The organism is Longimicrobium sp. (genome assembly GCA_036377595.1).
Taxonomy (GTDB): domain Bacteria; phylum Gemmatimonadota; class Gemmatimonadetes; order Longimicrobiales; family Longimicrobiaceae; genus Longimicrobium.
The window spans coordinates 1-26077 of sequence record DASUYB010000087.1 but is presented as its reverse complement, the minus strand read 5'-3'; the positions used below and the strand labels follow the sequence as shown (position 1 = coordinate 26077).

Genomic DNA, 26077 nt, shown 5'->3' with positions numbered 1-26077 from the left:
GAGGATCGACCCTCATCCCTCCGCGGCTCCGCGTCTCCGCGTGAGCCCGATCGTTTCCGGATGCGATGTCAGTCGAACTCCAGCACCCAGCGCTCGGGGAAGGGGCCGTCGAGCTCCACCCGCCCGTCGCGGCCGGGGGCGCGGCGGAGGCCGGGAAGCCGCAGGAGCGCCGCCACGATCTCGGGAATCTGCACATGGTTCACCGCCAGCCCGAAGCACTGGTGCATCCCCCAGCCGAAGTGCAGGTAGCCGCGCACGTCGCGGTCGGTGCGGAAGCGGCCGGGCTCGGGGAAGCCCTCCTCGTCGAACGTGGCCGCGAGGACGTCGATCAGCACGCTGCTGCCGGCGGGGACCTTCCGCTCGCGCGGCGTTCCCGCGGCGATCACCGCGCCGGCGGGGCAGCGGCGCGCCATCAGCGGCGTGTGGGGATTGAAGCGCACCGCCTCCCACGCGTACTGCCGCACCAGGTCCACGTCCCCCGCGCGGGCGGCGGCCTGGGCGCCCGCCAGCTCCTCGGGGCGCCGGAGCAGCTCGTCGATCGCCAGGATGCTGAAGCGCGAGGTCGTCTCCACCGCGCCCACCACCAGCCCGGCGATGTTGCGCCGCACCCAGTCGTCGTCCGCGAACGGCCGCTCCGGGCCCTGCATGGCGATCAGCCGCCCCAGCACGTCCTCCGCGGACCCCACGCCCTCCGCGCGCCGCCGCGCGATCTCGCCGGGGATCCACGCCTGCAGCTCGGCGAAGCTCTCCAGCGCCGCGCTGCGCACGAACGGGTCGTTCAGCGGGTTGGCGAACGCGTCCTGGAAGAGGGTGCGCAGCCAGCGCATCATCGTGGCGCGGTCGGGGCCGGGGAAGCCGAAGTAGTCCGCCACGGTGTCGGCGGCCACCCCGCGCGTGAGGCCCTGTACCGCCTCGATCTTCCGCGCGGCGCGCGCGGCTTCCACCCGCCGCGCGGCCGAGTCGCGCGCCATCTCGCGCACGCGGTCCAGGTCCTCGTAGCGCGCGGCCGCCCGCAGCGCGGCGTGGTCGCGGTCGTACTCGGGGCCGCGGTCCATCGCCAGGATGAAGGGGCCGTTGATGCGGTCGATCGCCGGTCCGTTCACCTGCGAGATGGTGAAGTCGCCGTCGCGGCTCAGCACGTCGAGCACGTCGGCGTGGCGGGTGACGATCACGCGGCTGCCGAGCTTCAGCAGCGGCGCGTGGCGGCGCAGCACGGCCGACACCGGGCGCAGCACGGCGCGGCTCGTGAGCAGGGCCGCCGCCTCGCGCTTTATCCGGATCCCGAGTCCCCCCTGCGAGTTGGGCGACGGCGGCTGGCGGGACGACGAGGCGGCTGCGGGCGCGGGGGCGAGGGTGCTCACGGGGGCCTTCCGGGAGAGGAGGTCGAACCGGCGGGGGACGATCGAAGGTGCGGCGATGCCGCGTCACGATGATAGGCGCCTCCGCCCGTGTGGGACAATCCTTTTGTTGCTTCGGGGGATGGGGATTTCACCGCACGACTCCGCCGCGCCGCGCCGGGGGATCGCCTCGCCGCCGCGTCGTCCGCGGTCGATCGGACGGCCGCCGAAACGGTGCGGAGGAGAGCGCGCAAGCCGTTGGATGGCAGACTGTTGTCCGGGGGACTGGCGTTTCCGCCGCTCCCGTGGCAATATTCGTCTTCTACGCGCGCGCGCACCGACTTTCCCCTGCGCCGCGAACCTCTCCGAGCCGGCCGCAGCATCCCGGCGATCCCTTCCGTTTCGCGCAGTTCCCGGTCAGCAGGCGCCGTCCGGCGCATCGATTCTTCCATCCCGCCCGCCATCCCTCAGCAGGAGCCTCGTCCCATGAGCGACATCCCCCTTCCGCCCGGACAGAACGACCCGCCTCCCATCGCCACGCCGGTAGTTCCGCTCGACGTGCGCGTGGTTTCCGAGGAGGAGGCCCGCCGCCGCGCCGCGCGCCGCGTGAAGGTGATGAAGCTGCTGGAGCGCACGCCGGAGCAGGACGTCGCCTCCGCCGCCAGGGACGGGCGCACCTCGCAGTCGTCGCTGCTGGTGATGCCGCGCATCAAATCCGGGCACATGGACGCGCTGCTGAAGCTGCTCGACCGCATCGCGCACCCCGAGGACGAGGACATCGAGACCAACGCGATCATCCCCTTCGCGCGGCTGCGGACCGTGCACTTCCTGCGCATCCTCGTGCACTACCCGTCGCCGTCGAAGGAGGCGCCGATCCCCGAGTTCGAGGGGAAGCCGCAGGCGCGCGGGCCGGCGATTCCCGCCAAGCTCCTCTTCTCCACCGACTTCGACGGCACGCTCGAGGAGCACGTCGACGAGTTGCTGCTCGAGGCGGGGCCGGGGCTGGACCAGGTGTTCGGGCACTGCGAGGGGTGGCCCGGACACGGCGACCGCCGCGGCGCGCATGACTTCTTCCTGCGCCACCGCGTGGCGTCGAACACCTTCTACACGGGGACGATGCACCGCTCGGTGGACCAGATCCGCCGCGAGGCGCGCCTGCGCGACCGGGTGGAGGCGTTCCTCGACGCGGAGCTCGCGCGCGGATCCATCCCTCAGGACCCGTGCGTGATCCGCGAGAAGATCCTGAAGTGGATCGACGAGCAGCCGGACCTCGCGTGGACGAAGGTGAAGCCGGGGCCGTTCCCGAAGCTCCTTCTCCCGCCCTTCCTGATCGCGCGGCTGTGGATTCCCGGCGGGGTGCTGGCGCTCGCCATCCTCGCCGTGATCTACGGCATCCTCCGCCTCTTCCTGGCGCCCGCCGCGGCGGGGTGGACGGTGGCGGGGATCGTCGCCGTGGTGGCCCTGCTGGCCGGCGCGGGGCTCCTCTACCTGAACCGGCTCGCCGCGCGCGATCCGGTGATCGTGAAGAGCGGGGTGAAGGAGCACACGTCGGATCTCGCGCGCACCGAGGACCGCATCGTCCAGAACGAGATGAGCTCCGTCATCTACATCAAGGAGCCGCTCTGGTTCAGGGGGATCGTGCTGCGGGCGGTGCTGGCGTTCATCGACTTCTCGGCGAAGTACCTGAGCAACCAGGGGAACCTGGCTGGCATTCCCTCCATCCACTTCGCGCGCTGGGTGATCGTGGACGAGGGGCGGCGGCTGGTGTTCTTCAGCAACTTCGACGGCAGCTGGGACAACTACCTGGGCGACTTCATCGACAAGTCGGCCTCGGGGCTCACCGGCGTGTGGAGCAACTGCGTGGGCTTCCCGCGCACCAAGGGCCTCACCGGCGGCGGGGCGACGGACGAGCAGCAGTTCAAGGCGTACTCGCGCGACAGCCAGATCCCCACGCAGGTGTGGTACAGCGCCTACCGCTGGCTGTCGGTGAGCAACATCAACAACAACAGCAAGATCCGCCTGGGGCTGTACGAGGACATGGACGCGCCCGCGGCGGAGCGGTGGCTGCGCCGCTTCTCCGACGGGCTGGAGAGCGCCACGAAGCCCGCGGAGCTCGAGGAGAAGGCCGTCCGCTCGCCGCGCATCGACGTCGGCGACGTGCAGGGGCTGGTGGCCCGCAGCTACCGCAAGCTCGCGCAGGCCTGCTACGTCCCCGTCCACTTCGGCGCGGCGGACGGCGCGTCGGCGCGCGGCTGGCTGGGCGCGCTGGCCGGCCGCGTCACCCCCGCGTCGCGCGGCAGCGGCGAGGTCTACAGGGATGGCTTCGCGCGCAACGTGGCGCTCACCTGGGCGGGCGTCGCGGCGCTGGGGGTCGACGAGACCTCGCTCGGCACCTTCGGCCTGGAGTTCATCGAGGGGATGACCGGCGAGCACAGCCGCCGCGCGCTGGGCGACACCGCGGGCGACCTCGACCCCGCGCAGTGGGCGTGGGGGGGGCCGAAGAACCCCACGGTGCACGCCATGCTCTTCATCTTCGCCGACACGCCGGAGCGTCTGCAGGCGCTGGTGGACGAGGAGGCCGGCCATGCCGCCGCCGCCGGGATCAAGCTCGGCGACCCGCTCGGCAGCGTGATGCTGGACGGCGACAAGGAGCACTTCGGCTTCCACGACGGCATCGCGCAGCCGCGCATCGACGGGCTGAAGAGCGACGCCGACGCGCCCTCCGACGAGCCGAAGATCCCCGCCGGCGAGGTGGTGCTGGGCTATCCCAACGCCTACGGCCACTACCCGGCCACCCCCAGCGTCCCCGTCACCGAGCACGCGAGGACGCTCCTCGCCGTGGCGCCGCCCGACCCGTACGACACCTCGCTGGGGCGGCGGCTGGACCTGGGGAGGAACGGGAGCTACCTGGTGTTCCGCCAGTACGCGCAGGACGTGAAGGCGTTCTGGAGCTTCCTCGACGCGGCCGCCGGGCACGATCCCGAGCGCCGCAAGTGGCTGGGGGCGAAGATGGTGGGCCGCTGGCCCAACGGCGCGCCGCTGGAGCGGCACCCCGACCGCGAGCCCGCGCAGTTCGACGAGGCCGTGGGGAACAAGTTCATGTACGGGTCCGACCTGGACGGCGGGCGCTGCCCGCTGGGCTCGCACATCCGCCGCACCAACCCGCGCGACGGGATGGGGCCGAACCCGCGCGACTCGCTGCTGGTGGCCGACCGCCACCGCCTCCTGCGCCGCGGCCGCGCCTACGGGCCGCCGCTGGCGCCGTCGTTCGACCCGGCCGACATCCTGGCCAGCGACGGCTCGGGCGAGCGGGGGCTGCACTTCATCTGCTTCAACACCGACATCGGGCGGCAGTTCGAGTTCGTGCAGAGCACCTGGGTCAACAGCCTGAAGTTCAGCGGCCTGTATGCCGACCCGGACCCGGTGATCGCACCGCACCGCGACCCGGCGAGCCAGGCCACGCACCCCGAGGAGGTGTCGCGCTTCACCGTGCAGCGGTGCCCCGTCCGCCACCAGGTGAGCGAGCTCCCGCGCTTCGTCACCGTGCGCGGCGGCGCCTACCTGTTCATGCCGGGGATGAAGGCGCTGCGCTACCTCTCCGACCCGCGGTAGAATCCCAGGCGTCCGCGCGTCACGAGCGCAGCGAGCCCGTCCCCTCCCCCAGTCGGTTTTGGGGGAGGGACAGGCGCGAAGCGCCAGGGAGAGGGCGCAGCGCGGCGCCACGCACCACCGCCAGTCCTGAGATGATGAAGATCTGGAGGTAATACCAGGTCCGGGTGAAGCATTGGCGCGTCCAATCGAATCTCGTGCTGACGCGATGATAGATCCTTCGGCCTGCAAGCTCTTGCGCAGACGCTGGTTACGGTCTGGCCGGCCTCAGGATGACGTCAGCGTTGGATCGGCCTGGGTACATCAACCAAATTCCCGGACTTCGTATAACGGAGATCTGGAGGTGACGGAGATCCGAGGTGACGGAGATCCGCAGGTGACGAGGATCCCGAGGTGATGCAGAAGAGGCACGGGCCGCGATCCCGTGCCTCTTCTCCATCCCCATGCCCCCCGTCGATGGACGCCCCGGCGTGCGGCGGATGTGGTCCCCAGCGGTTGCCCAAATCCAGCATTCGCGCTATAATCTAAGGCTTTGCTGCTCCCGCCTGAGCGCACTCCGCTGCCGGGCGGCGTTTTTCGTCATTTCGGGGCACCGGGACTTGTTCGACCAGCTCAGCGAAAAGCTCGAAGGCGTGCTCAGCGGCCTCCGCCAGCGCGGGGTGCTCACCGAGCCCATGATCCGCGAGGGACTCCGCGAGATCCGCCGGGTGCTGCTGGAGGCCGACGTCAACTACCAGGTCACGCGCGACTTCATGAAGCGCGTGGAGGAGAAGGCGCTCGGCGAGCGGGTGCTCAAGTCGGTGACCCCCGGCCAGCAGCTCGTGAAGATCGTTCACGAGGAGCTGACCTCCATGCTGGGCGAGAAGCGCGCGCCGCTGGCGCTCGCCCCCATCCCGCCCACCGTGATCATGGTCGTCGGCCTGCAGGGGAGCGGGAAGACCACCACCGCCGGCAAGCTCGCGCGCAAGATGAAGCGCGAGATGCGCCAGACGCGCATGGTGGCGTGCGACGTCTACCGCCCCGCCGCCGTCGACCAGCTGCAGACGCTGGGGCAGCAGGTGGGCGTTCCCGTCTACGCCGAGCCCGGCTCGAAGGACGTGGTGGGGATCGCGAAGCGCGCGCTCGAGGTGGCGAAGACCGAGCGCGACCGCGTGCTGATCGTCGACACCGCCGGCCGGCTGCAGATCGACGAGGAGCTGATGGACGAGCTGCGGCGCCTGAAGGAGGCGCTGCAGCCGCACGAGATCCTGTTCGTGGCCGACGGGATGATCGGGCAGGAGTCCGTCAACGTGGCCAAGGGCTTCGACGACGCGCTCGACATCACCGGCGTGGTGCTGACCAAGATGGACGGCGACGCCCGCGGCGGCGCCGCGCTCTCCATCTACGGCGTCACCCACAAGCCGCTGAAGTTCCTGGGCGTGGGCGAAAAGCTGGACGGGCTGGAGGAGTTCCACCCCGACCGCATGGCCGGCCGCATCCTGCAGCAGGGCGACGTCGTCGCGCTGGTGGAGAAGGCGCAGCGCTCGTTCGACGCCGACGAGGCGGCGAAGCTCGAGCGCAAGGTGATGGGCTCGGGCCGCTTCGACCTGGAGGACTTCCTGGTGGCCCTGCGGCAGTTCCAGAACCTGGGGCCGCTGGAGAACCTGCTGAAGCTGATCCCGGGCGTGAACAGCAAGATGCTGAAGAACGTCAAGGTCGATCCGCAGCGGTTCAAGCACGTCGAGGCCATCATCCTGTCCATGACGCCGCAGGAGCGGCGCCGCCCCGAGCTGCTGAACGGCCAGCGCCGCGCCCGCATCGCGCGCGGCTCGGGCCGCCCGGTGTCGGAGATCAACCAGCTCCTGGCGCAGTTCAAGGACATGCAGAAGTTCATGAAGCAGATGAAGGGCCTGCAGGGCATGATGCCGAAGGGCGGCATGCCCAGGCTTCCATTCGGGGGGATGCCCCGGATGTAACGGAAAGTCCTGAGTCCCAAGTCCTAAGTCCTGAGTGAACTGCTTTTCAACTTAGGACTCAGGACCCAGGACTCAGGACTTCCGTCTCGATCGTCCGTCCACGCACGCGGAGCGGGTCCGCGGCGCCGGGCTGGACGCCACCGCCAGTCGACCTGAGGAGATTCGATGGCACTGAAGATTCGTCTCCGCCGCATGGGGCGGAAGAAGGCGCCGCACTACCGCATCGTCATCGCCGAGAGCACGATGCCGCGCGACGGCCGGTTCGTGGCCACCATCGGCCACTACAACCCCACCACCAGGCCCGAGACCCTCAAGGTCGACAACGCCAAGGCCACGGCGTGGCTGGCCAAGGGCGCGGTGCCCACCGACACCGTGCGCTCGCTCTTCCGCAAGGCCGGCGTCGGCCACGAGGGCGGCGTGGTGGAGACGGTGACGGCGGCCGTGACCGGCGCCGCCGCGACCGCCGGCAAGGTGGCGAAGGGCGCGGCTTCCAAGGCGGCGGACGCGGCCAAGGACGTGGCGGCGAAGGTGGCGGACGTGGCGGGTGACGCGGCTTCGGCCGTGGCCGGCGCGGCGTCGACCGTGGTGGAGACGGTGAAGGACGCGGCCGAGGCCGTGGCGGAGAAGGTCACCGGCGGCGACGAGGCTCCCGTGGCCGAGGCGGCCGCCGAGGAGACCGCTGCGCCCGCCGCCGAGGACGCGCAGATCGAGGACGCGCTCCCGACCGCGGTGAACGACCAGATCACCGACGACGTGGCCGAGGCTCCGGCCGCCGAGACGCCGGCCGAGGACGCGCCGGCTGCCGAGGGCGAGGAGCCCGCGCAGTCCTGAGCGGGCGGAAGTGATGGCCGTGGAAGACGGGTTCCTGATCGTCGGCGCGGTGCAGAAGCCGCACGGCATCAAGGGCGAGCTGTTCGTCCGGGTCGAGACCGACCATCCGGACGCCGTCTTCACCCCCGGCCGCGTCCTCCGGCTCGGCGACGCTAGGGGGCGGCCGGACGGCGGCACCCTCACCATCGAGCGGGCGCGCCCCTTCAAAGGCGGCCTGCTGGTGAAGGCGGCCGGGTTCGCGGGGCGTGATGAGACGATCGAGGCGCTGCGCGGCCGCACGCTGCTGATCCCCGCGAGCGAGGCGGCGCCGCTGGAGGAAGACGAGACCTTCGTCCATCACCTCATCGGCTTGCGTGTCGTCGCCGCCAGCGAGACGGTCGGGACGGTGCGCGAGGTGTACGAGGCGCCGGCCGGGTGGTATCTCGGGGTCGAGCGGGAAGGCAGGAAGGAGCTCCTCCTCCCCTTCGTCCGCGAGATGGTGAAGCGGGTCGATCCGGCGGAAGGCGTCGTCGAGGTGGAGGTGCCCGCGGGGCTGCTGGAGCTGTGATGCGCATCAACGTGGTCACGCTCTTCCCGGACTTCTTCCGGGGGCCGCTCTCGCTCTCCATCCCCGCGCGCGCCGCGGCCGCCGGGCTGGTGACGTACAACCTGGTGCAGCTCAGGGACTTCACCCGCGACCGCCACCAGACGGTGGACGACCTCCCCTACGGCGGCGGGAGCGGGATGGTGATGAAGCCCGGGCCCTTCTGGGAGGCGGTGGAGTCGCTGGCGCCCGAGGGCGCGGCGCGTCCCGGCGGGCGGATCGTGCTGATGTCCGCGCGGGGGCGGCGCTTCACCCACGAGGACGCGGTGCGGCTGGCGGTGCAGCCCGAGCTGACGCTGCTCTGCGGGCACTACAAGGACGTGGACCACCGCGTGGCCGAGGCGCTGACCGACGAGGAGCTGTCGCTGGGCGACTTCATCCTCTCGGGCGGCGAGGTGGCGGCGCTGGCGGTGCTGGACGCGGTGGTGCGGCTCCTCCCCGGCGCGATCTCGGACCACGAGAGCGCGTCGACGGACAGCTTCTACGACGGGCATCTCTCCCCGCCCTCGTACACGCGCCCCGCGGAATACAGGGGGATGCGGGTGCCGGACGTGCTGCTGTCCGGCGACCACGCGAAAATCGCCGCATGGAGGCGCGAAGAGGCCGAACGGCTCACGCGCGAGCGGCGGCCGGAGCTCCTGGAGGAGCACCCGGAACACGGTTGATGTTGGGACGTCGCAGACGTCGAAATCGGAGCCGCGGCGCGGCCCGCCCAACCTCTCTCACACTGAACCGAAGGGAAGGACGCGCATGCATCCGTTCATCGAGACCCAGAAGGAGTACCTCCGGGATAACATCCCGAGCTTCCGCCCCGGCGACACCGTGCGCGTGAACGTGCGCGTGCGCGAGGGCGACAAGGAGCGGATCCAGGCGTTCGAGGGCGTCTGCATCGGCCGCAAGCACGGCGGCATCAGCGAGACCTTCAAGGTCCGCAAGATCTCGGGCGGCGTTGGTGTCGAGCGCACCTTCCCGCTGCACTCGCCCATGCTGGCCAGCATCGAGCTGGTGCGCGAGGGCCGCGTGCGCCGCGCCAAGCTGTACTACCTGCGCGCCCTGCGCGGCAAGGCCGCCCGCATCCGCGAGCGCCGCAGCAAGTAAGCGTCGACGCAGCAACGTCCTTCCGGTCGCGGGGCGTGCCTCCTCATCGAGGCGCGCCCCGCGATTCGCGTTCAGGGACTGATGAACTGCTTGGTTTGGGCGTGTTGGGCGCTGAGACGCCCAAACGGGCTGCGCGCGCCGTAGGCAACGATACTACTGTTGCCAACGGCGCCGGGCCCCCACCGCGCCAACCATCCGCTCGCTGCGCATCGACGGCTCGCGCGCGGTGGTGTCCCGGCCCTCCGGGCGCGCATCCCTCACGCAAAGTCCCATCACCGCGCTGAGTTCTCCCCTCCCCTGCGTAGCGGGGGAGGGGCCGGGGGAGGGGGCCGTATGCGGCCGCGCCGGCGCATCCCGCTTCGAGCCGAACCCACTCCGCGCGCTGAGGTCTCCCCCTCCCCCAGTCGGTTTTGGGGGAGGGGGCCGGGGGGAGAGGGCCTCCGCGCCGGGCGGGCAAGATGTGAGTCATCCCCACCTTCGCCCTTTCTTCCGTTGCCCGCATCTCCCGCTTCCATTATCCATTCTCGCGTCCATCCGCTCACCTTCCGCCTCCCAGCCGCCCCGCGACGCCGACGTGCCCGCCGCGAAGAAATCCTCCCGCAAGAAGACGAAGCGCACGCGCAGGCCCACGCCGCAGCGGCTGCGCAAGCTGCTGGCGACCGAGTGGGGGATCTGGGACGGCGGCTGCCTGCACGTGGCGGGCGTCGACGAGGTGGGACGCGGGCCGCTGGCCGGGCCCGTCGTGGCCGCGGCGGTGATCCTGCCGGAGGGGTGCTGGATCGACGGGGTGGACGACAGCAAGAAGCTCACGCACGAGAAGCGCGCGGCCCTCTACGAGCGCATCGTCACCTCCTGCGTGTGCTGGGGCGTGGGCGCCGCCAGCCCGGCGGAGATCGACCGCATCAACATCCGCCGCGCGACGGCGGTGGCCATGCAGCGCGCCATCGCCCATCTCTCCTGCCCGCCGGGGCACCTGCTGGTGGACGGGCTCGCCGTCCCCGAGCTGGGGCTGGAGCAGCAGACCGCCATCGTCGACGGCGACGCCAAGGTGCACTGCATCGCCGCCGCGTCGATCCTGGCGAAGGTGACGCGCGACCGGCTGATGGAGCGGCTCGCCCCGCGCTATCCCGAGTACGGGTGGGAGCGCAACAAGGGGTACGGCACGCCCGAGCATCTCGAGGCGCTCGACCGCCTGGGCCCCACGCGCCACCATCGCCAGAGCTTCCAGCCGGTGCAGTACTCCTTCGACGACGTGCTGTCCGTCTCCCAGCTGGCCGCCGATGCATACTGAGCATCTCCGCAACGTCCGTCTCGGCACGCTGCTGCTGAGCTGGTTCATCGCCGCGGCGGTGGTGTCGCTGGTGGTGATCGCGATGATCGCCGTGGGGCTGCTGAACCGCGAGGGCTCGGGCGGCACCTTCTGGGGATTGCTGGCGACGGCGGTCGGGTTCGCGGCGGGCGGCTACTTCGCCGGGTGGCGCGCCGGCGCCGCGCCGATCCTCTACGCGGTGGGGATGGGTCTCGTCTCGCTCGTCGTCTGGCTGCTCGTGAACCTGATCCCCGGCGAGCTGCTGGGCGCGGAGAGCTGGAGCGTGGGCGCCGCCTACACCGCCGGCCTCCTCCTGCTGCAGATCGTGGCCGCGGCCATCGGCGGCCGCCTGGCCTCGCGCGACGCCCGCGCCGCGTCCCGAAGCGCGAGCTGATCATCATCACATCGCCGAATCCGCGGCGGATGCCGACGCGAAGCTCGTCGCGCGCACCGTCACCCCGGCCGAGCCGATGCCGGTAGTCCGCGAAGGCGGACTTCGTGTGGTTGTTGCAGTTCAATCGCCCCCTCCCCGACCCATCTCCTTCTCCCACAACCCATCTCGCACGCGCCGTGCAGTCGATTTCACCCCCTCGTGAACGTCTGACGGAAACCCGGAGGCGGTGAAGGCGGTATCACGTGGGATCACCCGCCGGTGGGCGGCGGGGAGCGAGCGGAGGCCGTACCAGGCGTGTTCGAGGTCGTCGGCAGGAACAAGAAGGAGGGACGCCCCTCGGCGGGCGGGACCGCGGTGGCCGTGCTGGTGCACGCCGTCGTGGTGCTGCTGCTGTTCTTCGGCTATCGCCAGACCGTGCTGCTGGCCGGCGAGGGCTCGCGCCAGGACCGGCCCGTCGGGCGGGAAGCGGGCGGGGGTGGCGGCGGTGGGGGCGAGCAGGTAAGCTACTACGACCTTCCCCAGCCTCCGCCGCCACCCCCGCCGCCGTCGCAGCCCGAGCCGGACGCGCTGGTGCCGCCGGTGGTTCCGCCGCCGCCCGTGCCGGTGCCGCCCGCGGAGACGAAGCCCGCCGCCCCGGCTCCCGCGCCGCCCGTGCCCGCGCCCGCCGCGCCGGCCTCCGGCCCGGGGACGGGTCCCGGCACCGGCCCGGGGCAGGGCCCGGGGAGCGGTGGCGGGACCGGCGGCGGCTCGGGCGGAGGCACCGGCACGGGCGTGGGGACGGGAAGCGGCCCCGGCACGGGCGGCGGCGGAGGCAGCCGCACCACGCTGCCGGAAACCGACCTGCTGCTGATCCCGCCCTCGCGGCCGCGGGGGATGGCCAGCCGCGACGTGGTCCTGCGCCTGACCGTCAGCGAGCGCGGCGACGTCACCGACGTGGAGGTGCTCACCCCCACGGGCAACCGCGGCTACGACGAGAGCCTGAAGCGCACGGCCCGCGACTGGAAGTTCAGGCCGGCGCGCGAGCTGGCCACCAACCGCCCGGTGGCCGCGCAGACCGACATCACGCTCACCATCTGACCCCCTCACCCCCCTGATCCGAATGCCGCCCACCGCCACTCCCGAGGCACCCCCGCGCGCCCCCGCGAGCTCCGAGGGCGAGTTCCGGCGCGCGCTCTCGCTGGTCGACGCCACCATGCTGGTGGTGGGCTCGATGATTGGCTCCGGCATCTTCATCGTGTCCGCCGACATCGCGCGGACCATGAACTCGCCGGGCGGGCTGATCCTCGTCTGGGTCGCGACGATGGTCATCACCGTGTTCGGCGCGCTGAGCTACGGCGAGCTGGCGGCAGCGATGCCGCGGGCCGGCGGACAGTACGTGTTCCTGCGCGAGGGGCTGGGGCACCTCCCCGGCTTCCTCTACGGCTGGACGCTGTTCATGGTGATCCAGACGGGGACGATCGCCGCCGTGGCCGTCGCCTTCTCGCGCTTCCTGGGGGTGTTCATCCCCGCCGTGTCGCCCGACCTGTTCATCAGCTTCGGGAAGGTTCCCGTCCCCGGCGGCGAGATCGAGCTGGGGCTCAGCCCGCAGCGGGTGGTGGGGATCGTGATCATCGCGCTGCTCACCTGGGTGAACATGCGCGGGCTGCGCGAGGCCAAGTGGATCCAGAACATCTTCACCGCGGCCAAGACGGCGGCGCTGCTGGGGCTGGTGATCCTGGGGCTGACGATCGGCCGGAACGCGGACGCGATCGCGAGCAACTTCTCGCACTTCTGGGCCGACATGCCGGGCGGCACCACGCCCACGCCGTTCCTGGGGATGACGCTCGCCTTTCCGGCGCTGCTGCTGGCCTTCGGCGCGGCGATGGTCGGGTCGCTGTTCAGCGCCGACGCGTGGAACAACGTCACCTTCGCCGCCGCCGAGGTGGAGCGCCCGCAGCGCAACCTCCCCATCGCGCTGGCGCTGGGGACGGGGAGCGTGACGCTGCTGTACGTGCTGGCGAACTTCGCCTACCTCTCCGTGCTCAAGCTGTCGCAGATCCAGAACGCGCCGCAGGACCGGGTGGGCACCCTCGCGCTGCAGCACATCTTCGGCGACGTGGGCGCGTACCTGATGGCCGGGGCGATCCTGGTCTCCACCTTCGGGTGCATCAACGGGCTGATCCTGGCGGGCGCGCGCGTCTACTACGCGATGGCGAAGGACGGCGTGTTCTTCGAGCGCGCCGGCCGCATCTCGCACAAGACGCACGTCCCCGTCTGGGCGCTGGGGGTGCAGGGGGTGTGGACCGCGTTCCTGACGCTGACGGGGAGCTACGGGCAGCTGCTGGACTACGTGATCTTCGCGGCGCTGGTGTTCTACGTGATGACGATGATCGCGCTCTTCGCGCTGCGCCGGAAGCGGCCCGACATGGAGCGCCCGTACCGCGCCTTCGGCTATCCGGTGATCCCCGCGCTGTACATGCTTTCGGCGCTGGCCATCGCGGTGATCCTGCTCTTCGCCAAGCCCGAGTACACCTTCGCGGGGCTGATCATCGTGCTCCTCGGCATCCCCGTCTACTACATCTGGCGCGCCGTCGGCAAGCGTCCCGTGGTCACCGACTCGTAGCCTCGGAATCGACGAACATCGTTCCAACGGAACCCGGCCGGCCGCGCGAACGCCCGCGCGGCCGGCCGGAACGCTTTCGTCGGCGGTGATCCCGCTTCAGCCTATGCATCGTGCATCTCCGGACGTCCCAACAGCATTGAATCACACGGAGGAAACGGAGGGAACGGAGGAACCCAGCTCAGTCCTCCGTTACCTCCGTGTGATTTCATTTCATTGGTGATTCGACGTGCAGACGTCCTGATACTGGAGGCTGATGCTCGTTGCGGATCTGGCGAAGGGTGTTCGAGCACAACTGGCTGCGCCCGCACCCGGCGCTGCGCGAGAAGGCAGCGGACCTGCCGAAAGGATCGGGGTGCATCGACGCGCGGACCGGGCGCGCCGTGACATCGTGATGCCTCGCTACATCACCCAGGTGACGATCAGGGCGCCCGTGGCGGCGAAGATGATGGCGGTGGTGGCCCACCCCAGCACGTTCATCGCGCGGCCGTTCACCCGGCTGCCCATGATCTTCCGGTCGTTCGTCATCAGCATGATCAGCAGCATCAGCGGCGGGGTGGAGAAGCCCTGCACGATGCCGGCGAAGACCAGCGCCTTCATGGGGTTCAGTCCCAGGAAGTTCATCCCCATCGCCAGCAGCGTGAACACGGTGATGGCGGCGTAGAACTTCCACGCCTCGCGCGGTTTGGCGTGCAGCCCGTGCTTCCACCCCAGCGTCTGCGCCAGGTCGTACGCCGCGCCGGTGGTCATCACGGGAACCGCCAGGAAGCCGACGCCGATCACGCCCAGCGCGAACAGGACGCCGGCGGCGCTCCCGGCCAGGGGCTGCAGCGCGCGCGCCGCCTGCGCCGCGCTTTCCACGTCGTGCTGTCCGGCCCGGTACAGCGTCGCGGAGGTGGAGAGCATGATGAAGTACATCACCAGGTTCGAGAAGCACATCCCGAAGAGGATGTCCTTGCGCGTCCGCTTCAGCTCCGCGTCGGTCGTCCCCCGGCGGTCGGTCAGGCGCCGGAGCCCCATCGCGATCTGCTCCTCGACCTCCTCGTTCGACTGCCAGGTGTAGAGGTAGGCGGAGAGGGTGGTGCCGATGACCGCCACCAGCAGCGAAAGGAACTCGGGGTCGAAGCGCAGGGTGGGGACGAAGGTGCCCCGCAGCACGGGGCCCAGCGCGGGCCTGGCCAGGATCGCGGCGGCCACGTAGGCCAGCAGCGCCAGCGCCAGCCAGCGGAAGACGTTGCGGATGAGCGTGTACGAGCCCCAGAACTGGAGCGCCAGGATGGCCGCGGTGATGAAGACCACGATGACGGCGGCGGGCACCTTCACCAGCAGCCCCACGGCCGCCGCCATCCCGGCGATGTCGGCGCCCGCCTCGATGGTGTTGCCGACGAGGACGGCCAGGAGCGACGGGTACAGCACCCAGCGGGGGAAGCGGGACTGGATCACCGCGAACAGCCCCTGCCCCGTGACCTGCCCCAGCTTGGCGGAGAGGTAGACCACCGCGTACATCATCGGCAGCGTGACCGGGGCGGTCCACAGGAACGACGGCCCCAGCCTGGCGCCCGCGCTGGCGTACGTGCCGATGGCCGACGGGTCGTCGTCGGCCGCGCCGGTGATCAGCCCCAGCCCCAGGGCGCGCAGCAGCCCATCCTTCCCGTGCGCGGCCCTGCTCCCCGGCTGGTGCTTCGCGGGCACCCGCCGCCGTTCGCGGCGCGGCCCCCGCCGGCGCTCGCGCCCCTTCTTCACTTTCCCCATCGCTCCCCGCGTCATCCTCGCCCACCGCCCGGCGGACATCCTGTTCGGTTCCTGGGCACAGGCGCGCCGCCAGGGGCAAGAACGGGTCCATCCGGCCCGCACCCTCGCCGGCGGGGCGGGCACCCTCTTTCGTCATCCCCCCAACGATCGAAAAGAAAGCCTCACGCAGAGTCAGCAGGGTCAGCAGGTAACAGCCGCAGTTCCACTGCTGACCCTGCTAACTCTGCGTGAGCCAATTAGATAACATCGGCTGAACAGATGCCTGGGAGACGGGATTCCATGTGTCTGGGAGGACCTTGCGCGATGTCGTCAACGTCCCCCTCGCGCGCGGGGCCGCGGCTGATTAACGTACGCTTGCAGGTATGCCACAGGCCTCCCGCGCCTGTTTGGCGGGGAGGCGGACCGACGTTCAGCCCGCGGAGGTACCATGAGGAAGCCGGTGAGCAAGCACGCCCTGCGCAGGGCGCTGGAAACCGTCCACGCCGAGGGCCGCATCGCCTGGGAGGGTCCCACGGGGTCGGTGGTCGACCGGGTGTGGCACCACATCGAGAAGCAGGCCCACGGCCAGCGCAGGAAGCCGGTTATCCGTGACAGCATCCGTTCCGGGGAGCCCGCCGCCGCCTGAGGCGGCGGAGCTCCCGAGGCGCCGGGCCGGCGACTCCGCGGCCGCCCGCCCGGCAAAGAGCCCCGGCCGGCGCCGGGGCTCTTTGCGTGCCGAGCTCCTCTTCAACCTCTCCTTCCTGGCCGCCGCCGCGCTCCTGCTGGCGCTGTGGACCGCCACCGTCCTCCGCATCGCCGGGCCGCGCCCGTCGTGGGTGCTGCTCCTCCTGCTGGCGGTCGACGTCGCCGTCTTCGTCCTCCTCGGCCGCGTGCTGATCGACCGGCTGGTCGTCCGCCCGCTGCGCGAGGCCGTGGCCACGGCCGAGGCCATCGCCGGCGGCGACTACGTGCGCCGCGCGCCCGAGGGCGACACGCGCGAGATCGCCGCGCTGAACCTGGCGCTGAACCGGATGACCGAGCAGCTGCTGCACAACCAGCAGCTCCTGGCCGACAACGTCCGCTCGCTCGACGAGACCAACCGCCTTCTCCTGGCCACGCAGTACGACCTGGTGCAGGCGGAGAAGATGGCGTCGATCGGGCGCCTGGCCGCGGGGGTGGCGCACGAGGTGGGGAACCCGCTGGGCGCGCTGCTGGGCTACGCCGCCGTCCTCCGCCGCCGCGGCGCCGACCCCGAGCTGCTGGACGGGATGGAGCGCGAGACGCGGCGCATCGACGTCATCGTGCGGCGGCTGCTGGACTACTCGCGCCCCGCCCCCGCGCAGCGCGAGCCGGTGGACGTGAACGCATCGATCGGACGCGTCCTGGAGCTCCTCCGCGACCAGGGGGTGCTGGAGGGGATCGAGGTCGCCACGTCGCTGGCGGGCGACCTCCCGCCGGTGATGGCGGACTCGCACTTCGTCGACCAGATCTTCGTCAACCTCTTCGACAACGCGCGGCTGGCGATGGGCGGCAGCGGCCGGCTGACCGTGCGGACGATGCTCGACGTGTGGCATCCCGACCGACCCATCCCCGTGCGCCGCGCGTCCGATCCCCCCGGCGTCTCGTACGCGCACCTGCGCCGGCCGCGCTACGGCACCCATCGCGACGCGTCGGTCATCGCGGAGGGGACGGAGATCGTGCGCATCGTCGTCGCCGACACGGGGCCGGGGATCGCGCCGGAGCACATCGAGGCCATCTTCGACCCCTTCTTCACCACCCGCGCGCCGGGGGAGGGAACGGGGCTGGGGCTTGCCATCGTCGCCAGCACCGTGGCAGACTTCGGCGGCCGGATCGAGGCCTCTTCCGCCGAGGGCGGGGGCGCCGTGTTCAAGCTCTCCTTTCCCACCCACCGACCTCAGCCGTGAGCCAACCACGCGTCCTGGTCATCGACGACGAGGCGGGGCTGCGCCACACCCTCCTCCTGATCCTGCGCGACGAGGGGTACCAGGTGCAGACCGCCGACGACGGCGAGACCGGCCTGCGCATGGCGCTGGCCGAGCAGCCCGACCTGGTGCTGTGCGACGTGCGCATGCCGCGGATGGGGGGGCTGGAGTTCCTGGAGAAGTACCAGCAGGGCGGGGGCACCGGGCTGGTGGTGATGATGAGCGCCTACGGCACCCTCGACACCGCCGTCGAGGCGATGCGGCGCGGCGCGTACGACTACATCTCCAAGCCCTTCAACGCCGACGAGGTGCTGCTCACCCTCCGCAAGGCGCAGGAGCGCGAGCAGCTGCGCCGCGAGGTGGCCCGGCTGCGCAAGGAGGTGGCCCACGCGGAGGGCTTCGCGGGCGTGGTGGGCGCCAGCGCCGCGATGCGCGAGGTGATGGACCTGGCGATGCGGGTCGCCCCCTTCCCGTCGACCGTGCTGCTGACGGGGGAGAGCGGGAGCGGGAAGGAGGCGGTGGCCCGCGCCGTCCACGCCGCCAGCCCGCGCCGCGACGCGGCGTTCGTGGCCGTCAACTGCGGCGCCATCCCCGAGAACCTGCTGGAGAGCGAGCTCTTCGGCCACGAGAAGGGCGCGTTCACCGGGGCGGACCGGGCGCGCGAGGGGCTGTTCGAGGAGGCGGACGGCGGCACGCTCTTCCTGGACGAGATCGGCGAGCTGTCGATGCCGCTGCAGGTGAAGCTCCTGCGCGTTCTCCAGGAGCGCACCATCCGCCGCGTGGGCGGCAGCGGCGAGCGCCCCGTGGACGTGCGCGTGCTGGCGGCGACGGCGCGCGACCTGGTGGCGGAGGTGAAGGCGCAGCGCTTCCGCGACGACCTGTTCTATCGCATCAACGTGGTGCAGATCCACATCCCGCCGCTGCGCACGCGCCCGGAAGACATCCCGCTGCTGGCCGAGCACTTCCTGCGGCGCCACGCCGAGCGGCTGCGCATCGACGCGCCGGGGCTGCCGCGCTCGCTCGTGCCCGTCCTGGCCGCGTACGGGTGGCCGGGGAACGTGCGCGAGCTGGAGAACGTGGTCGAGCGCGCGCTGATCCTCTCCGGCGGCGACATCCGCGAGGAGCACCTGCCGGCGCACGTGCGCACCGGCCGCCAGCTCTTCGACCTGCGCGACGACGACGGCGACCTGTCGGTGAAGCGCCGCCTCCCCGCGCTGGAGAAGACGCTGATCGAGCGGGCGCTGGAGCGCTGCAACGGCAACCGCACGCGGGCGGCGGAGCTGCTGGAGTTGTCGGTGCGGGCACTGTCATACAAGATCCACGACTACGGGCTGGAGTGACGAAGTGCGAAAGTGCGAAAGTGCGAAAGTGCGAAAGTGCGTCGGGCCCGAGCGGATCCGACGCACTTCTGCACTAACGCACTCACGCACTGTGATGTGATACCGTAACAGATCGAATCACACGGAGGGAACGGAGGAAACGGAGGAACTCAGATCAGTCCTCCGTTTCCTCCGTTCCCTCCGTGTGATTTCTTTTTTGTGATGCGAATGCACTGCCATCTCAGCCCGTTCATTCTGTCCACGCAACCGCCCCGATGCGGTCCGTTAGGCCAAAGCTAGGCGAAAACGCGATCGCGTCCGCTCGCCTGCGAGGGCGATCTCCGCACGTTTCTCCCGATCGCCGTGTCCTCATCTCCCTCCTACGACAGGAGTTTCCGGCGAACATCCGCGCGGGAACTGGGAAAAGTGGCACCCGCTCGAAAGCAGCCAGGACAAGAAGCTTGCGGAGTGGACACCTGCGGTGTACCTTGTGTACGCGTGTTTGGCGTCCTGCCGGTCGGCGGACGGGCAGTGGTGGGGATGGATCGGTGCGGAGGAGGGAAGCGTGCAGAGGATCGCCGGGTTCAGCCTTCACGAGGTGCTGGTCACGCTCGTCGTCGCCTCCATCGCCCTGTCGATCGCCGTGCCGCGGCTGGAGGGCTTCATCCGCCGCGAGCGGGTGCGCGGCGCCATGAACCGCCTGGCCGGCGACCTGGAGTTCACGCGCATCGCCGCCATCCGCCACGGGCGCGGGGCTTCGCTCCGCTTCGTTCCGGACGCGCGCTGCGCCGGGCGCGGCGGCCGCGGCTACGTGGTGGAGGTGCGCGGGACCGGGCGCATCCTGCGCACCTCGTTCGCGCCCGACGACTATCCGCTCTGCTATTCCCTGAACGGCAGCACCAACGCCGTCACCTACAGCTCCAACGGGCTGCTGGCGCCGTTCAACAACCGCACGATCCGCGCGGTCGAGGGCGGCATCCGCGACTCGCTGACGGTGTCCGCCATCGGCCGGATCTACCGCCGGTGGTGACGCGGGGCGGGGTCGATCACACCAGGAAATATTTTCCGCACCGGCAACGATTCCGCTGCTACGTGGATTTGTCTCAGTATGGAAATCGTTGCGGCGCAAGGGATTCTGCCACGGCATGAACCTTCCTTTGCGCCGGCGGCATGTCGATACCTGCCCGTGCGCTCCGCGCCGGCCGGGAGGGTTTCTCCCTGGCCGAGATGCTCATCGTCCTCGTCATCCTCGCGATCCTTGCCAGCATGGCCGTCCCCCGCATCGAGGCGTGGGTGCAGGTCAGCGCCACGCAGGGCGTGCTGAACGGCCTGGCCACCGACCTGAACGTGGCCCGCATCCGCGCCATCCGCACCGCGCGGCGGGTGTCGGTCACGGTGGCCACCACCGGCAAGTCGTACACGGTGGTGGTCGACCCCGGCACGGCGAACGCCGCCACCTACAAGAGCGTGAACCTGGCGACGGACTATCCCGGGCTGGACCTGACGCCGCACGGCGCCGTCGTCACCTTCGACAGCCGCGGGATGATGACCTCGGGAAACACCTCCACGCTGACGGCCACGCGCAACGGCCGCAGCTCGTCGCTGACCATCTCCGGAGTGGGGCGGATCTACCGTGGCTACTGAGCGGGCCCCGCGCGCCGACGCGGGCTTCACCCTGATCGAGGTCCTCATCGCCATGATCATCCTGGCGGTGGGCCTGCTGGCGCTGGAGTCGCTGGGGATCGGCGCCGCGGCGTCGGTGCGCCGCGCCGACGTGCAGAGCCGCTACGCCGCGCTGGCCACCAACGAGCTGGAGACGGCGCTGAACGAGATCCAGCGCACTCCCGCGGTGGCGCAGAACAGCAGCTTCACCACCACCGACGGCGTGCGCGTGTTCCGCACGGTCACCTCGTCGGCCGTGGCCGGCACCACCTACAACCTGTACTCGATCTCGGTGCGCGTGCTGCCCCCCACCAGCAACCGCGGGGCGGTGCTCACCTCCGACAGCGTGAACATGACCTCCAATGTCGTCCGATAAGCTCCCGCGCGGCCGCGCCGGCTTCACGCTGGTGGAGGTGATGGTGGCCATGGTGCTGGCCATCATCCTGGGCGGCGTGATCTTCCAGGTGCTGCGCGGCGAGAGCCGCTTCGCCACGGTGCAGAGCGCCCGCCAGGAGGCGCAGCAGAACGCCCGCGGCGCGCTGGAGGTGCTGGCCAGCGAGCTGCGCGCCGCCCAGGCCTCGGGGCTGGTGGGCGCCACCGCCAGCTCCGTGTCGTTCCTGGTTCCCCGCGCGTGGGGGATCTCGTGCGGCGGCGGGACCAGCGCCCAGCGCTTCGCCGTCTTCCCCGACCTGAGCGACGCCAGCGTGCTGATGTTCGAGGTGAACGAGGCCACCGGCGTCCTCGGCGACACCTCGGCCGCGGGAACGGGCGCGTGGGTGCCGAACCCCAACCCCACCGCCACGTCGCGCGCCACCGTCACCTCCATCGCCACCCTCGACCTGAGCGTGTCGGGGAACGCCTGCGAGGCGGTCCGCCCCACCGGCAACACCGCGGGGACGGGGAACAACGCCGGCGTGGTGCGCGGGGTGACCATCAACGGCAGCAACCTTCCCGCGGTTCCCGCGGGGAACACGCTGTACCTGTACCAGTGGGTGCGCTACGACCTGACGCAGGTCGACGGCGAGTGGTGGATCCGCCGCAGCCTGAGCGTGGGCAGCAGCACCACGCAGCAGCCGCTGGCGGGGCCGCTCACCGGCTCCGACGGGCTGGCGTTGACCTACTGGAAGGCCGACGGCACCGCCCTGGCGGCGCCCGGCACCACCCTGGCCGACCTGCAGCAGGTGGCCCGCGTCGGCATCACGGTGAGGGCCTCGAGCCGCGCCAAGGGCCGCGCCAACCAGGTGGACTCTCTCTCCGCCTCCGTCCAGCTGAGGAACTGACCCCCATGACCCGCGCCTTCCGGACCCCCCGCGCGCGCACCCGCCGCTTCTCGCGGCTGGGACGCCAGGGGATCGCGCTACCCCTGGCCCTGCTCGGCCTGGTGGCGATGACCCTGCTGGTGACCACCGTGCTGCTGACCTCGGGCACCGAGTTCGCCGTGAGCGCCGGCCAGCGCGACGCGGCCCGCTCGCTCTACACCGCCGACGGCGCGCTGGAGAACTACGTGGCCACCCAGGCCGGGCTCGGCGCCGGCGTGGTCAACAAGTTCGCCGAGGGCACCACCGCCTTCAACTTCGGCGGCACGGCCTACACCATGTCGCTGGCACGGCTGTACCGGAACGTCACCGACATCTCCGCCACCGCCTCGCGCTCCGACGAGACCTGGTCGATCATCGCCAACCCCACCGCCACGGGGCGGGGCGTGGGCGCGCTGGTGAAGGTGCAGCGCAACCTCAACAAGATCACGCTGAACGTGGACGCGGGCGCCACCTCGGGCGGCGACCTGCGCATCGCCGGCAACGCCACCATCTCCAACGGGCGCACCGGGCAGACCAACTGCGCCAGCGGCGACACCTCGAAGTACGCGATCATGGTCACCCAGGGCGCCGAGGTCGACACCGTGGGCTCGAGCGCCACCATCGAGGGGCAGTCGGTGACCACCTCGATCAAGAAGGACACGCTGCAGAGCTACATCCTGGGGCACGGGATGACGCTCGACTCGCTGACCAAGTACGCCAACATCAAGTTCGGCTCGCGCTTCGGCCGCCCGGCATGGAGCCAGACGCGGGTGAACTCGACCAAGACGGGGAACGACACCATCTACAACTGGGGATGCCCCGAGGGCGAGCTGGGGGGCACCAGCATGTCGTGCCCCAACACGGCCAGCACCGAGCGCGAGGTGGTGGTGGCCATCGACGCCCAGGGCGGCGAGGTGACCATCAACGGCGACTACGGGCAGGGGATCCTGATCGTGGTCAACGGCTCGCTCAAGATCCAGGGGAACTTCATCTTCCGCGGGATCGTGCTGGTGGAGAAGGACCTGACCATCGGCGGCGGCGGCGGGCAGTTCGACGGCAAGATCGAGGGCACCGTGGTTGCGTTCGGCTCGGCCAGCACGGTGGAGGACAACGTGCGCGGCCGCGCGGTGATCCGCTACAACAAGTGCTCCATCGAGGCAGCGCAAAACGCGCTCAATCGCGGCAGAATCGACGACATGCCGCAAAACCTTGTGTCGACCACGTTTGCGTGGTTCGAGCTGGTGCGGTGAGAGGCGGAATGTGCGGGCGTCCTTGACGCCCGCACTCCCCCGCGCTATGTTCTCGCCATCCCCCCACACCAAGACACTTCTTCACCGCCCCGCGCCGTGGAAGCATTGCGGCGCTGCACGACGGACCTTTTCGCGCGTCCAATGGTCTCGTTCCTTCGCCGCAGCCGTTCCACGGTTGGGCTCGACATCGGCAGCGGCCTGATCAAGGTGGCCGTGGTCGACCACTCGGGCCCCGAGCCCGAGCTCGTGCACGTCTCGCACACGCCGCTCCTTCCCGACGCCATCGTGGAGGGCGAGGTGATGGACCCGCAGATCGTGGTCGAGACGCTGCGCCTCCTCTTCGACACCGCGCAGGTCAAGCCGCGCCGGCTGGTTTCCAGCGTGGGCGGGCGCGACGTGATGGTGAAGAAGATCGCCATGGACCGGATGAAGGAGGCGGACGCCCGCGAGGTGATCCGCTGGGAGGCCGAGCAGCACGTGCCGTACGACATGGAGAGCGTGCAGCTGGACTTCCACATCCTCGACCCGCTCGACGACGGGCTGCAGATGAACGTCCTCCTCGTCGCCGCCAAGCGCGAGCTGGTCGAAGGCCGCGTGGCCCTCCTCCGCGACGCGGGGCTGCAGCCGACCGTGGTGGACGTGGACGCCTGCGCGCTGCAGAACGCCTTCGAGTACAACTATCCCGAGGCGCTGAACGGCGTCGTGGCGCTGGTCAACGTGGGCCACGAGGTCAGCACGGTGAACGTGCTGCAGGACGGCACGCTGATCCTGACCCGCGACATTCCCTTCGGCAGCCGGCGGCTGCGCGAGGAGCTGCGCCGCCTCCACGGGCTCTCGGCCGAGGAGGCCGAGGCGGTGCTCCAGGGGCGCAGCGCGCGGACGGCCGAGTTCCGCGAGCTGCTGCAGCAGGGGTGCGAGGAGCTGGCCGTGGGGGTGGAGCGCGCCGTGGCCTTCCTGTCGATGAGCGACGCCAGCGGCGGGCTGCAGCGCGCCTACGTGACCGGGGGCGGCGCCCGCATCCCGGGGCTGATCGAGGTGCTGGCCGCGCGGCTGCGCGTGCGCACCGAGGTGGCCACCCCGCTGCAGCGGCTCCGCGTCCGTCCCGGCGCCGCGCAGGGAATGCCCGTCGACGAGCTGGCGCCCATGCTGATGCTGTCGGTGGGATTGGCGCTGCGCAACGCGGCCTGACCCACCACCCGACCTGACACCGGGGATCCACACTTGATCGAGATCAACCTCCTCCCCAGCGGCGGGCCGCGCCGCCCGGCCGCCGCGCGCCGCGAGCGCGCCGTGGGGCTGCCGACGGCCGGCGCCGACCCGCGCGTGATCGCGCTGGCGGGCGCCGCGCTGCTGGTGGTGGCGCTGGGGGGATTCGAATTCTGGCGGCAGGGCGCGCACCGCACCGAGCTGACCGCGCAGATCGAGCGCGAGCGGCAGGACAGCCTGCGGCTGGCGCGCACCATCGCGCTGATGAAGAGCCTGGAGAGCCGCCGCGACACCATCGAGCAGAAGATGGCGGTGATCCGCAGCGTCGACGGGCGCCGCTACCTGTGGCCGCACCTGATGGACGAGATCAGCCGCGCGGTGCCGCCCTACACCTGGCTGACCAAGGTGTCGGCCGAGGCGCAGGCCGCCGCTCCCGCTCCCGCGGCCCCCGCGGCCGGGGCGGCGCCCGCCGCCGGCGACTCGTCGAAGAAGACGGCCGCGGCCGACTCGGGGAAGGCGGCGCTCCCGCCGGCCCCGCCGCCGCCCAACTTCAACGTGGAGGGGAACGCCGCCACCACGCAGGCGCTCACCCGCTTCATGAAGAACCTCGAGGCCAGCCCGTTCATCCGTGACGTGGCGCTGGTCACCAGCGAGCAGACGGCCAGCGAGGGGCGCACGTACCTGAAGTTCACCCTCGAGGCGCGCTGGGAGCAGCCCGATTCCACCCTCGTCGAGACCGTTCCGGTCGTCCCGGTGCAATGATGGCGCTTCCGCCGCTCGACCCCAAGACGAAGAAGACGCTGACCTACGGCGCGCTGCTGCTGGTGGTGGTCACCGCCTTCGGCTACATGCAGCTCTACTCGCCGCGCCAGAAGGCGAACGAGGAGCTGGAGACCCAGCTGGCCTCGGTGCAGCAGAGCAACTCGCGGGCGCGGGCGCTGACCCGAGGCGCCACCAGCCCCGAGGAGGCGCTGGAGCTCTTCCGCCGCCAGCTGGCGGTGGTGGAGGGGCTGATCCCCAGCAGCGAGGAGCTTCCCGACCTGCTCGACGCCATCAGCGCCGAGGCGCAGCGCACGGGGGTGGAGATCTCGCTGATCCAGCCCGTGAGTGCCACGGAGGAGCGCTACTACACCCGGCGCATCTACGACATGGCGGTGCTGGGGCGCTACCACGACATCGGCGAGTTCCTCACGCGCGTGGCCTCGCTGCCGCGCATCGTGACCCCGGTCGACCTGCGGCTGGCGCCGCAGGGCGCCACCGCCGGCGCCCCCGCGCCGCGCCCCGGCCCGCCGGGCGCCGACGAGGGTCCGCCGAAGCTCGAGGCGCGCTTCTCCATCGAAACCTACGTGATTCCCTCCGCTCCGCTGGGCGATGCGAAAGTCGAATAGCTTCTCCGCCGTCCTGGCCCTCGCCGCGCTGCTGGCGGCGACGGCGCAGGCCGCCGCGCAGGCCGCCGCCGCGGTGGTGGCCGCGCCGCGCGCCGGCGCCCCGGCCGCGTCCGCCGGGCAGGCTGCGGCCCCCGCGGCTCCCGCGGCGACGCTCCCCGCGGGCGACGTGTACCGCCGCGAGGTGTTCCGCTACCAGCGCGGCGGCCGCCCCGACCCCTTCCAGGCACTGCTGACCGCGGCCGACCTGGGCTTCCGGGTGGAAGACCTGCGGCTGACCGCCATCATCTACTCGCCCGACGCGCGGCGCTCGGTGGCCGTGTTCGCCGAGGGCGACAGCGCGCGCCGCTACCGCATGCACCAGGGGCAGCGGCTGGGAACGATGACGGTCACCCGCATCTGGCCGCAGCGCGTGGACGTGCGGGTGGACGAGTTTGGCGGGAGCCGGCTGCAGACCATCCTCCTGCAGCGCACGCAGCGGCAGGAGGCGGCCTCCGCCACCGCGCAGCCGCCGGCCGCGCAGCAGATCCCCGTGACCATCGCGCCGGCGCAGCCGCAGGCGCCCGCC

24 protein-coding genes are annotated in these 26077 nt (G+C 71.1%); 22 read left to right on the top strand and 2 right to left on the bottom strand.

Translation table 11 applies throughout. From position 1 onward, the window contains the following. Positions 1-68: 68 nt before the first annotated feature. Positions 69-1361, bottom strand: coding sequence for a cytochrome P450 (locus VF092_12175; GenBank protein HEX6748041.1), 1293 nt, complete (start codon positions 1359-1361; stop codon positions 69-71). A 462-nt stretch (positions 1362-1823) separates the two neighbouring features. Here VF092_12175 and VF092_12170 point away from each other — a divergent pair, with 462 nt between their 5' ends. From VF092_12170 to VF092_12125, 10 genes are all read left to right on the top strand, one after another. Then, positions 1824-4949, top strand: coding sequence for a hypothetical protein (locus VF092_12170; protein HEX6748040.1), 3126 nt, complete (start codon positions 1824-1826; stop codon positions 4947-4949). 596 nt (positions 4950-5545) lie between these two features. Beyond that, positions 5546-6901, top strand: a complete 1356-nt coding sequence (gene ffh, locus VF092_12165) for a signal recognition particle protein (GenBank protein HEX6748039.1) — start codon at positions 5546-5548, stop codon at positions 6899-6901. Between the two features lie 165 nt (positions 6902-7066). Next, on the top strand, positions 7067-7732 hold the full coding sequence (gene rpsP / locus VF092_12160) for a 30S ribosomal protein S16 (GenBank protein HEX6748038.1): 666 nt from the start codon (positions 7067-7069) through the stop codon (positions 7730-7732). Between the two features lie 13 nt (positions 7733-7745). Further along, complete coding sequence (gene rimM / locus VF092_12155; GenBank protein ID HEX6748037.1) at positions 7746-8279, top strand: ribosome maturation factor RimM; 534 nt, start codon at positions 7746-7748, stop codon at positions 8277-8279. Then, complete coding sequence (trmD, locus tag VF092_12150; GenBank protein HEX6748036.1) at positions 8279-8980, top strand: tRNA (guanosine(37)-N1)-methyltransferase TrmD; 702 nt, start codon at positions 8279-8281, stop codon at positions 8978-8980. Before rimM ends, trmD begins: the two co-directional genes overlap by 1 nt. 85 nt (positions 8981-9065) lie before the next feature. Beyond that, positions 9066-9413: a 50S ribosomal protein L19 gene (rplS, locus tag VF092_12145; GenBank protein HEX6748035.1), complete on the top strand. Its 348-nt coding sequence runs from the start codon at positions 9066-9068 to the stop codon at positions 9411-9413. 574 nt (positions 9414-9987) lie between these two features. After that, on the top strand, positions 9988-10704 hold the full coding sequence (locus VF092_12140; protein HEX6748034.1) for a ribonuclease HII: 717 nt from the start codon (positions 9988-9990) through the stop codon (positions 10702-10704). Next, positions 10694-11116 (top strand): hypothetical protein, encoded by a 423-nt coding sequence (locus tag VF092_12135; GenBank protein HEX6748033.1) that lies wholly within the window; start codon positions 10694-10696, stop codon positions 11114-11116. Before VF092_12140 ends, VF092_12135 begins: the two co-directional genes overlap by 11 nt. A 294-nt stretch (positions 11117-11410) precedes the next feature. Then, positions 11411-12193 (top strand): energy transducer TonB, encoded by a 783-nt coding sequence (locus tag VF092_12130; protein ID HEX6748032.1) that lies wholly within the window; start codon positions 11411-11413, stop codon positions 12191-12193. Between the two features lie 22 nt (positions 12194-12215). Then, a complete protein-coding gene (locus VF092_12125) occupies positions 12216-13718 on the top strand; it encodes an amino acid permease (GenBank protein HEX6748031.1) in 1503 nt (500 codons plus the stop codon). Between the two features lie 399 nt (positions 13719-14117). Here the strand turns inward: VF092_12125 and VF092_12120 are convergent, their stop codons facing one another. Continuing rightward, positions 14118-15467 carry an Nramp family divalent metal transporter gene (locus VF092_12120; protein ID HEX6748030.1) on the bottom strand — a complete coding sequence of 450 codons (1350 nt, stop codon included), beginning with the start codon at positions 15465-15467 and terminating at the stop codon, positions 14118-14120. 427 nt (positions 15468-15894) lie between these two features. Between VF092_12120 and VF092_12115 the strand changes: the two genes are divergently transcribed. From VF092_12115 to VF092_12060, 12 genes are all read left to right on the top strand, one after another. Then, entirely contained in the window at positions 15895-16092 is a 198-nt protein-coding gene (locus VF092_12115) for a hypothetical protein (protein ID HEX6748029.1), read from the top strand. 82 nt (positions 16093-16174) lie between these two features. Further along, on the top strand, positions 16175-17371 hold the full coding sequence (locus tag VF092_12110; protein HEX6748028.1) for an ATP-binding protein: 1197 nt from the start codon (positions 16175-16177) through the stop codon (positions 17369-17371). Then, a complete protein-coding gene (locus VF092_12105; protein ID HEX6748027.1) occupies positions 17368-18729 on the top strand; it encodes a sigma-54 dependent transcriptional regulator in 1362 nt (453 codons plus the stop codon). The genes VF092_12110 and VF092_12105 overlap by 4 nt, the downstream gene beginning before the upstream one ends. Before the next feature lie 544 nt (positions 18730-19273). Further along, positions 19274-19738, top strand: a complete 465-nt coding sequence (locus tag VF092_12100; GenBank protein ID HEX6748026.1) for a GspH/FimT family pseudopilin — start codon at positions 19274-19276, stop codon at positions 19736-19738. A gap of 140 nt (positions 19739-19878) precedes the next feature. Further along, positions 19879-20352: a GspH/FimT family pseudopilin gene (locus VF092_12095; GenBank protein ID HEX6748025.1), complete on the top strand. Its 474-nt coding sequence runs from the start codon at positions 19879-19881 to the stop codon at positions 20350-20352. Beyond that, entirely contained in the window at positions 20342-20746 is a 405-nt protein-coding gene (locus VF092_12090) for a prepilin-type N-terminal cleavage/methylation domain-containing protein (protein HEX6748024.1), read from the top strand. The genes VF092_12095 and VF092_12090 overlap by 11 nt, the downstream gene beginning before the upstream one ends. Then, complete coding sequence (locus tag VF092_12085) at positions 20733-21650, top strand: type II secretion system protein (GenBank protein ID HEX6748023.1); 918 nt, start codon at positions 20733-20735, stop codon at positions 21648-21650. The genes VF092_12090 and VF092_12085 overlap by 14 nt, the downstream gene beginning before the upstream one ends. A gap of 5 nt (positions 21651-21655) precedes the next feature. Further along, on the top strand, positions 21656-22918 hold the full coding sequence (locus tag VF092_12080) for a hypothetical protein (GenBank protein ID HEX6748022.1): 1263 nt from the start codon (positions 21656-21658) through the stop codon (positions 22916-22918). A gap of 141 nt (positions 22919-23059) precedes the next feature. Then, entirely contained in the window at positions 23060-24106 is a 1047-nt protein-coding gene (gene pilM / locus VF092_12075) for a type IV pilus assembly protein PilM (GenBank protein HEX6748021.1), read from the top strand. Between the two features lie 33 nt (positions 24107-24139). Next, the gene (locus VF092_12070; protein HEX6748020.1) at positions 24140-24886 is read left to right on the top strand and encodes a PilN domain-containing protein; all 747 of its coding nucleotides are present in this window, start codon (positions 24140-24142) and stop codon (positions 24884-24886) included. Continuing rightward, positions 24886-25512, top strand: a complete 627-nt coding sequence (gene pilO / locus VF092_12065; protein HEX6748019.1) for a type 4a pilus biogenesis protein PilO — start codon at positions 24886-24888, stop codon at positions 25510-25512. Before VF092_12070 ends, pilO begins: the two co-directional genes overlap by 1 nt. Then, positions 25496-26077: hypothetical protein (locus VF092_12060; protein HEX6748018.1), on the top strand; the 582-nt coding region annotated here is incomplete at its 3' end. The genes pilO and VF092_12060, both read left to right, overlap by 17 nt.

Excerpts from the sequence above, each read along its gene's own strand:
- VF092_12170 (HEX6748040.1), top strand. The coding sequence starts at position 1,824 with ATGAGCGACATCCCCCTTCCGCCCGGACAGAACGACCCGCCTCCCATC.
- rpsP (HEX6748038.1), top strand. The coding sequence starts at position 7,067 with ATGGCACTGAAGATTCGTCTCCGCCGCATGGGGCGGAAGAAGGCGCCG.
- rimM (HEX6748037.1), top strand. The coding sequence starts at position 7,746 with ATGGCCGTGGAAGACGGGTTCCTGATCGTCGGCGCGGTGCAGAAGCCG.
- trmD (HEX6748036.1), top strand. The coding sequence starts at position 8,279 with ATGCGCATCAACGTGGTCACGCTCTTCCCGGACTTCTTCCGGGGGCCG.
- rplS (HEX6748035.1), top strand. The coding sequence starts at position 9,066 with ATGCATCCGTTCATCGAGACCCAGAAGGAGTACCTCCGGGATAACATC.
- VF092_12135 (HEX6748033.1), top strand. The coding sequence starts at position 10,694 with ATGCATACTGAGCATCTCCGCAACGTCCGTCTCGGCACGCTGCTGCTG.
- VF092_12125 (HEX6748031.1), top strand. The coding sequence starts at position 12,216 with ATGCCGCCCACCGCCACTCCCGAGGCACCCCCGCGCGCCCCCGCGAGC.
- VF092_12120 (HEX6748030.1), bottom strand. The coding sequence starts at position 15,467 with ATGGGGAAAGTGAAGAAGGGGCGCGAGCGCCGGCGGGGGCCGCGCCGC.
- VF092_12115 (HEX6748029.1), top strand. The coding sequence starts at position 15,895 with ATGAGGAAGCCGGTGAGCAAGCACGCCCTGCGCAGGGCGCTGGAAACC.
- VF092_12095 (HEX6748025.1), top strand. The coding sequence starts at position 19,879 with ATGTCGATACCTGCCCGTGCGCTCCGCGCCGGCCGGGAGGGTTTCTCC.
- VF092_12085 (HEX6748023.1), top strand. The coding sequence starts at position 20,733 with ATGTCGTCCGATAAGCTCCCGCGCGGCCGCGCCGGCTTCACGCTGGTG.
- VF092_12080 (HEX6748022.1), top strand. The coding sequence starts at position 21,656 with ATGACCCGCGCCTTCCGGACCCCCCGCGCGCGCACCCGCCGCTTCTCG.
- pilM (HEX6748021.1), top strand. The coding sequence starts at position 23,060 with ATGGTCTCGTTCCTTCGCCGCAGCCGTTCCACGGTTGGGCTCGACATC.
- pilO (HEX6748019.1), top strand. The coding sequence starts at position 24,886 with ATGGCGCTTCCGCCGCTCGACCCCAAGACGAAGAAGACGCTGACCTAC.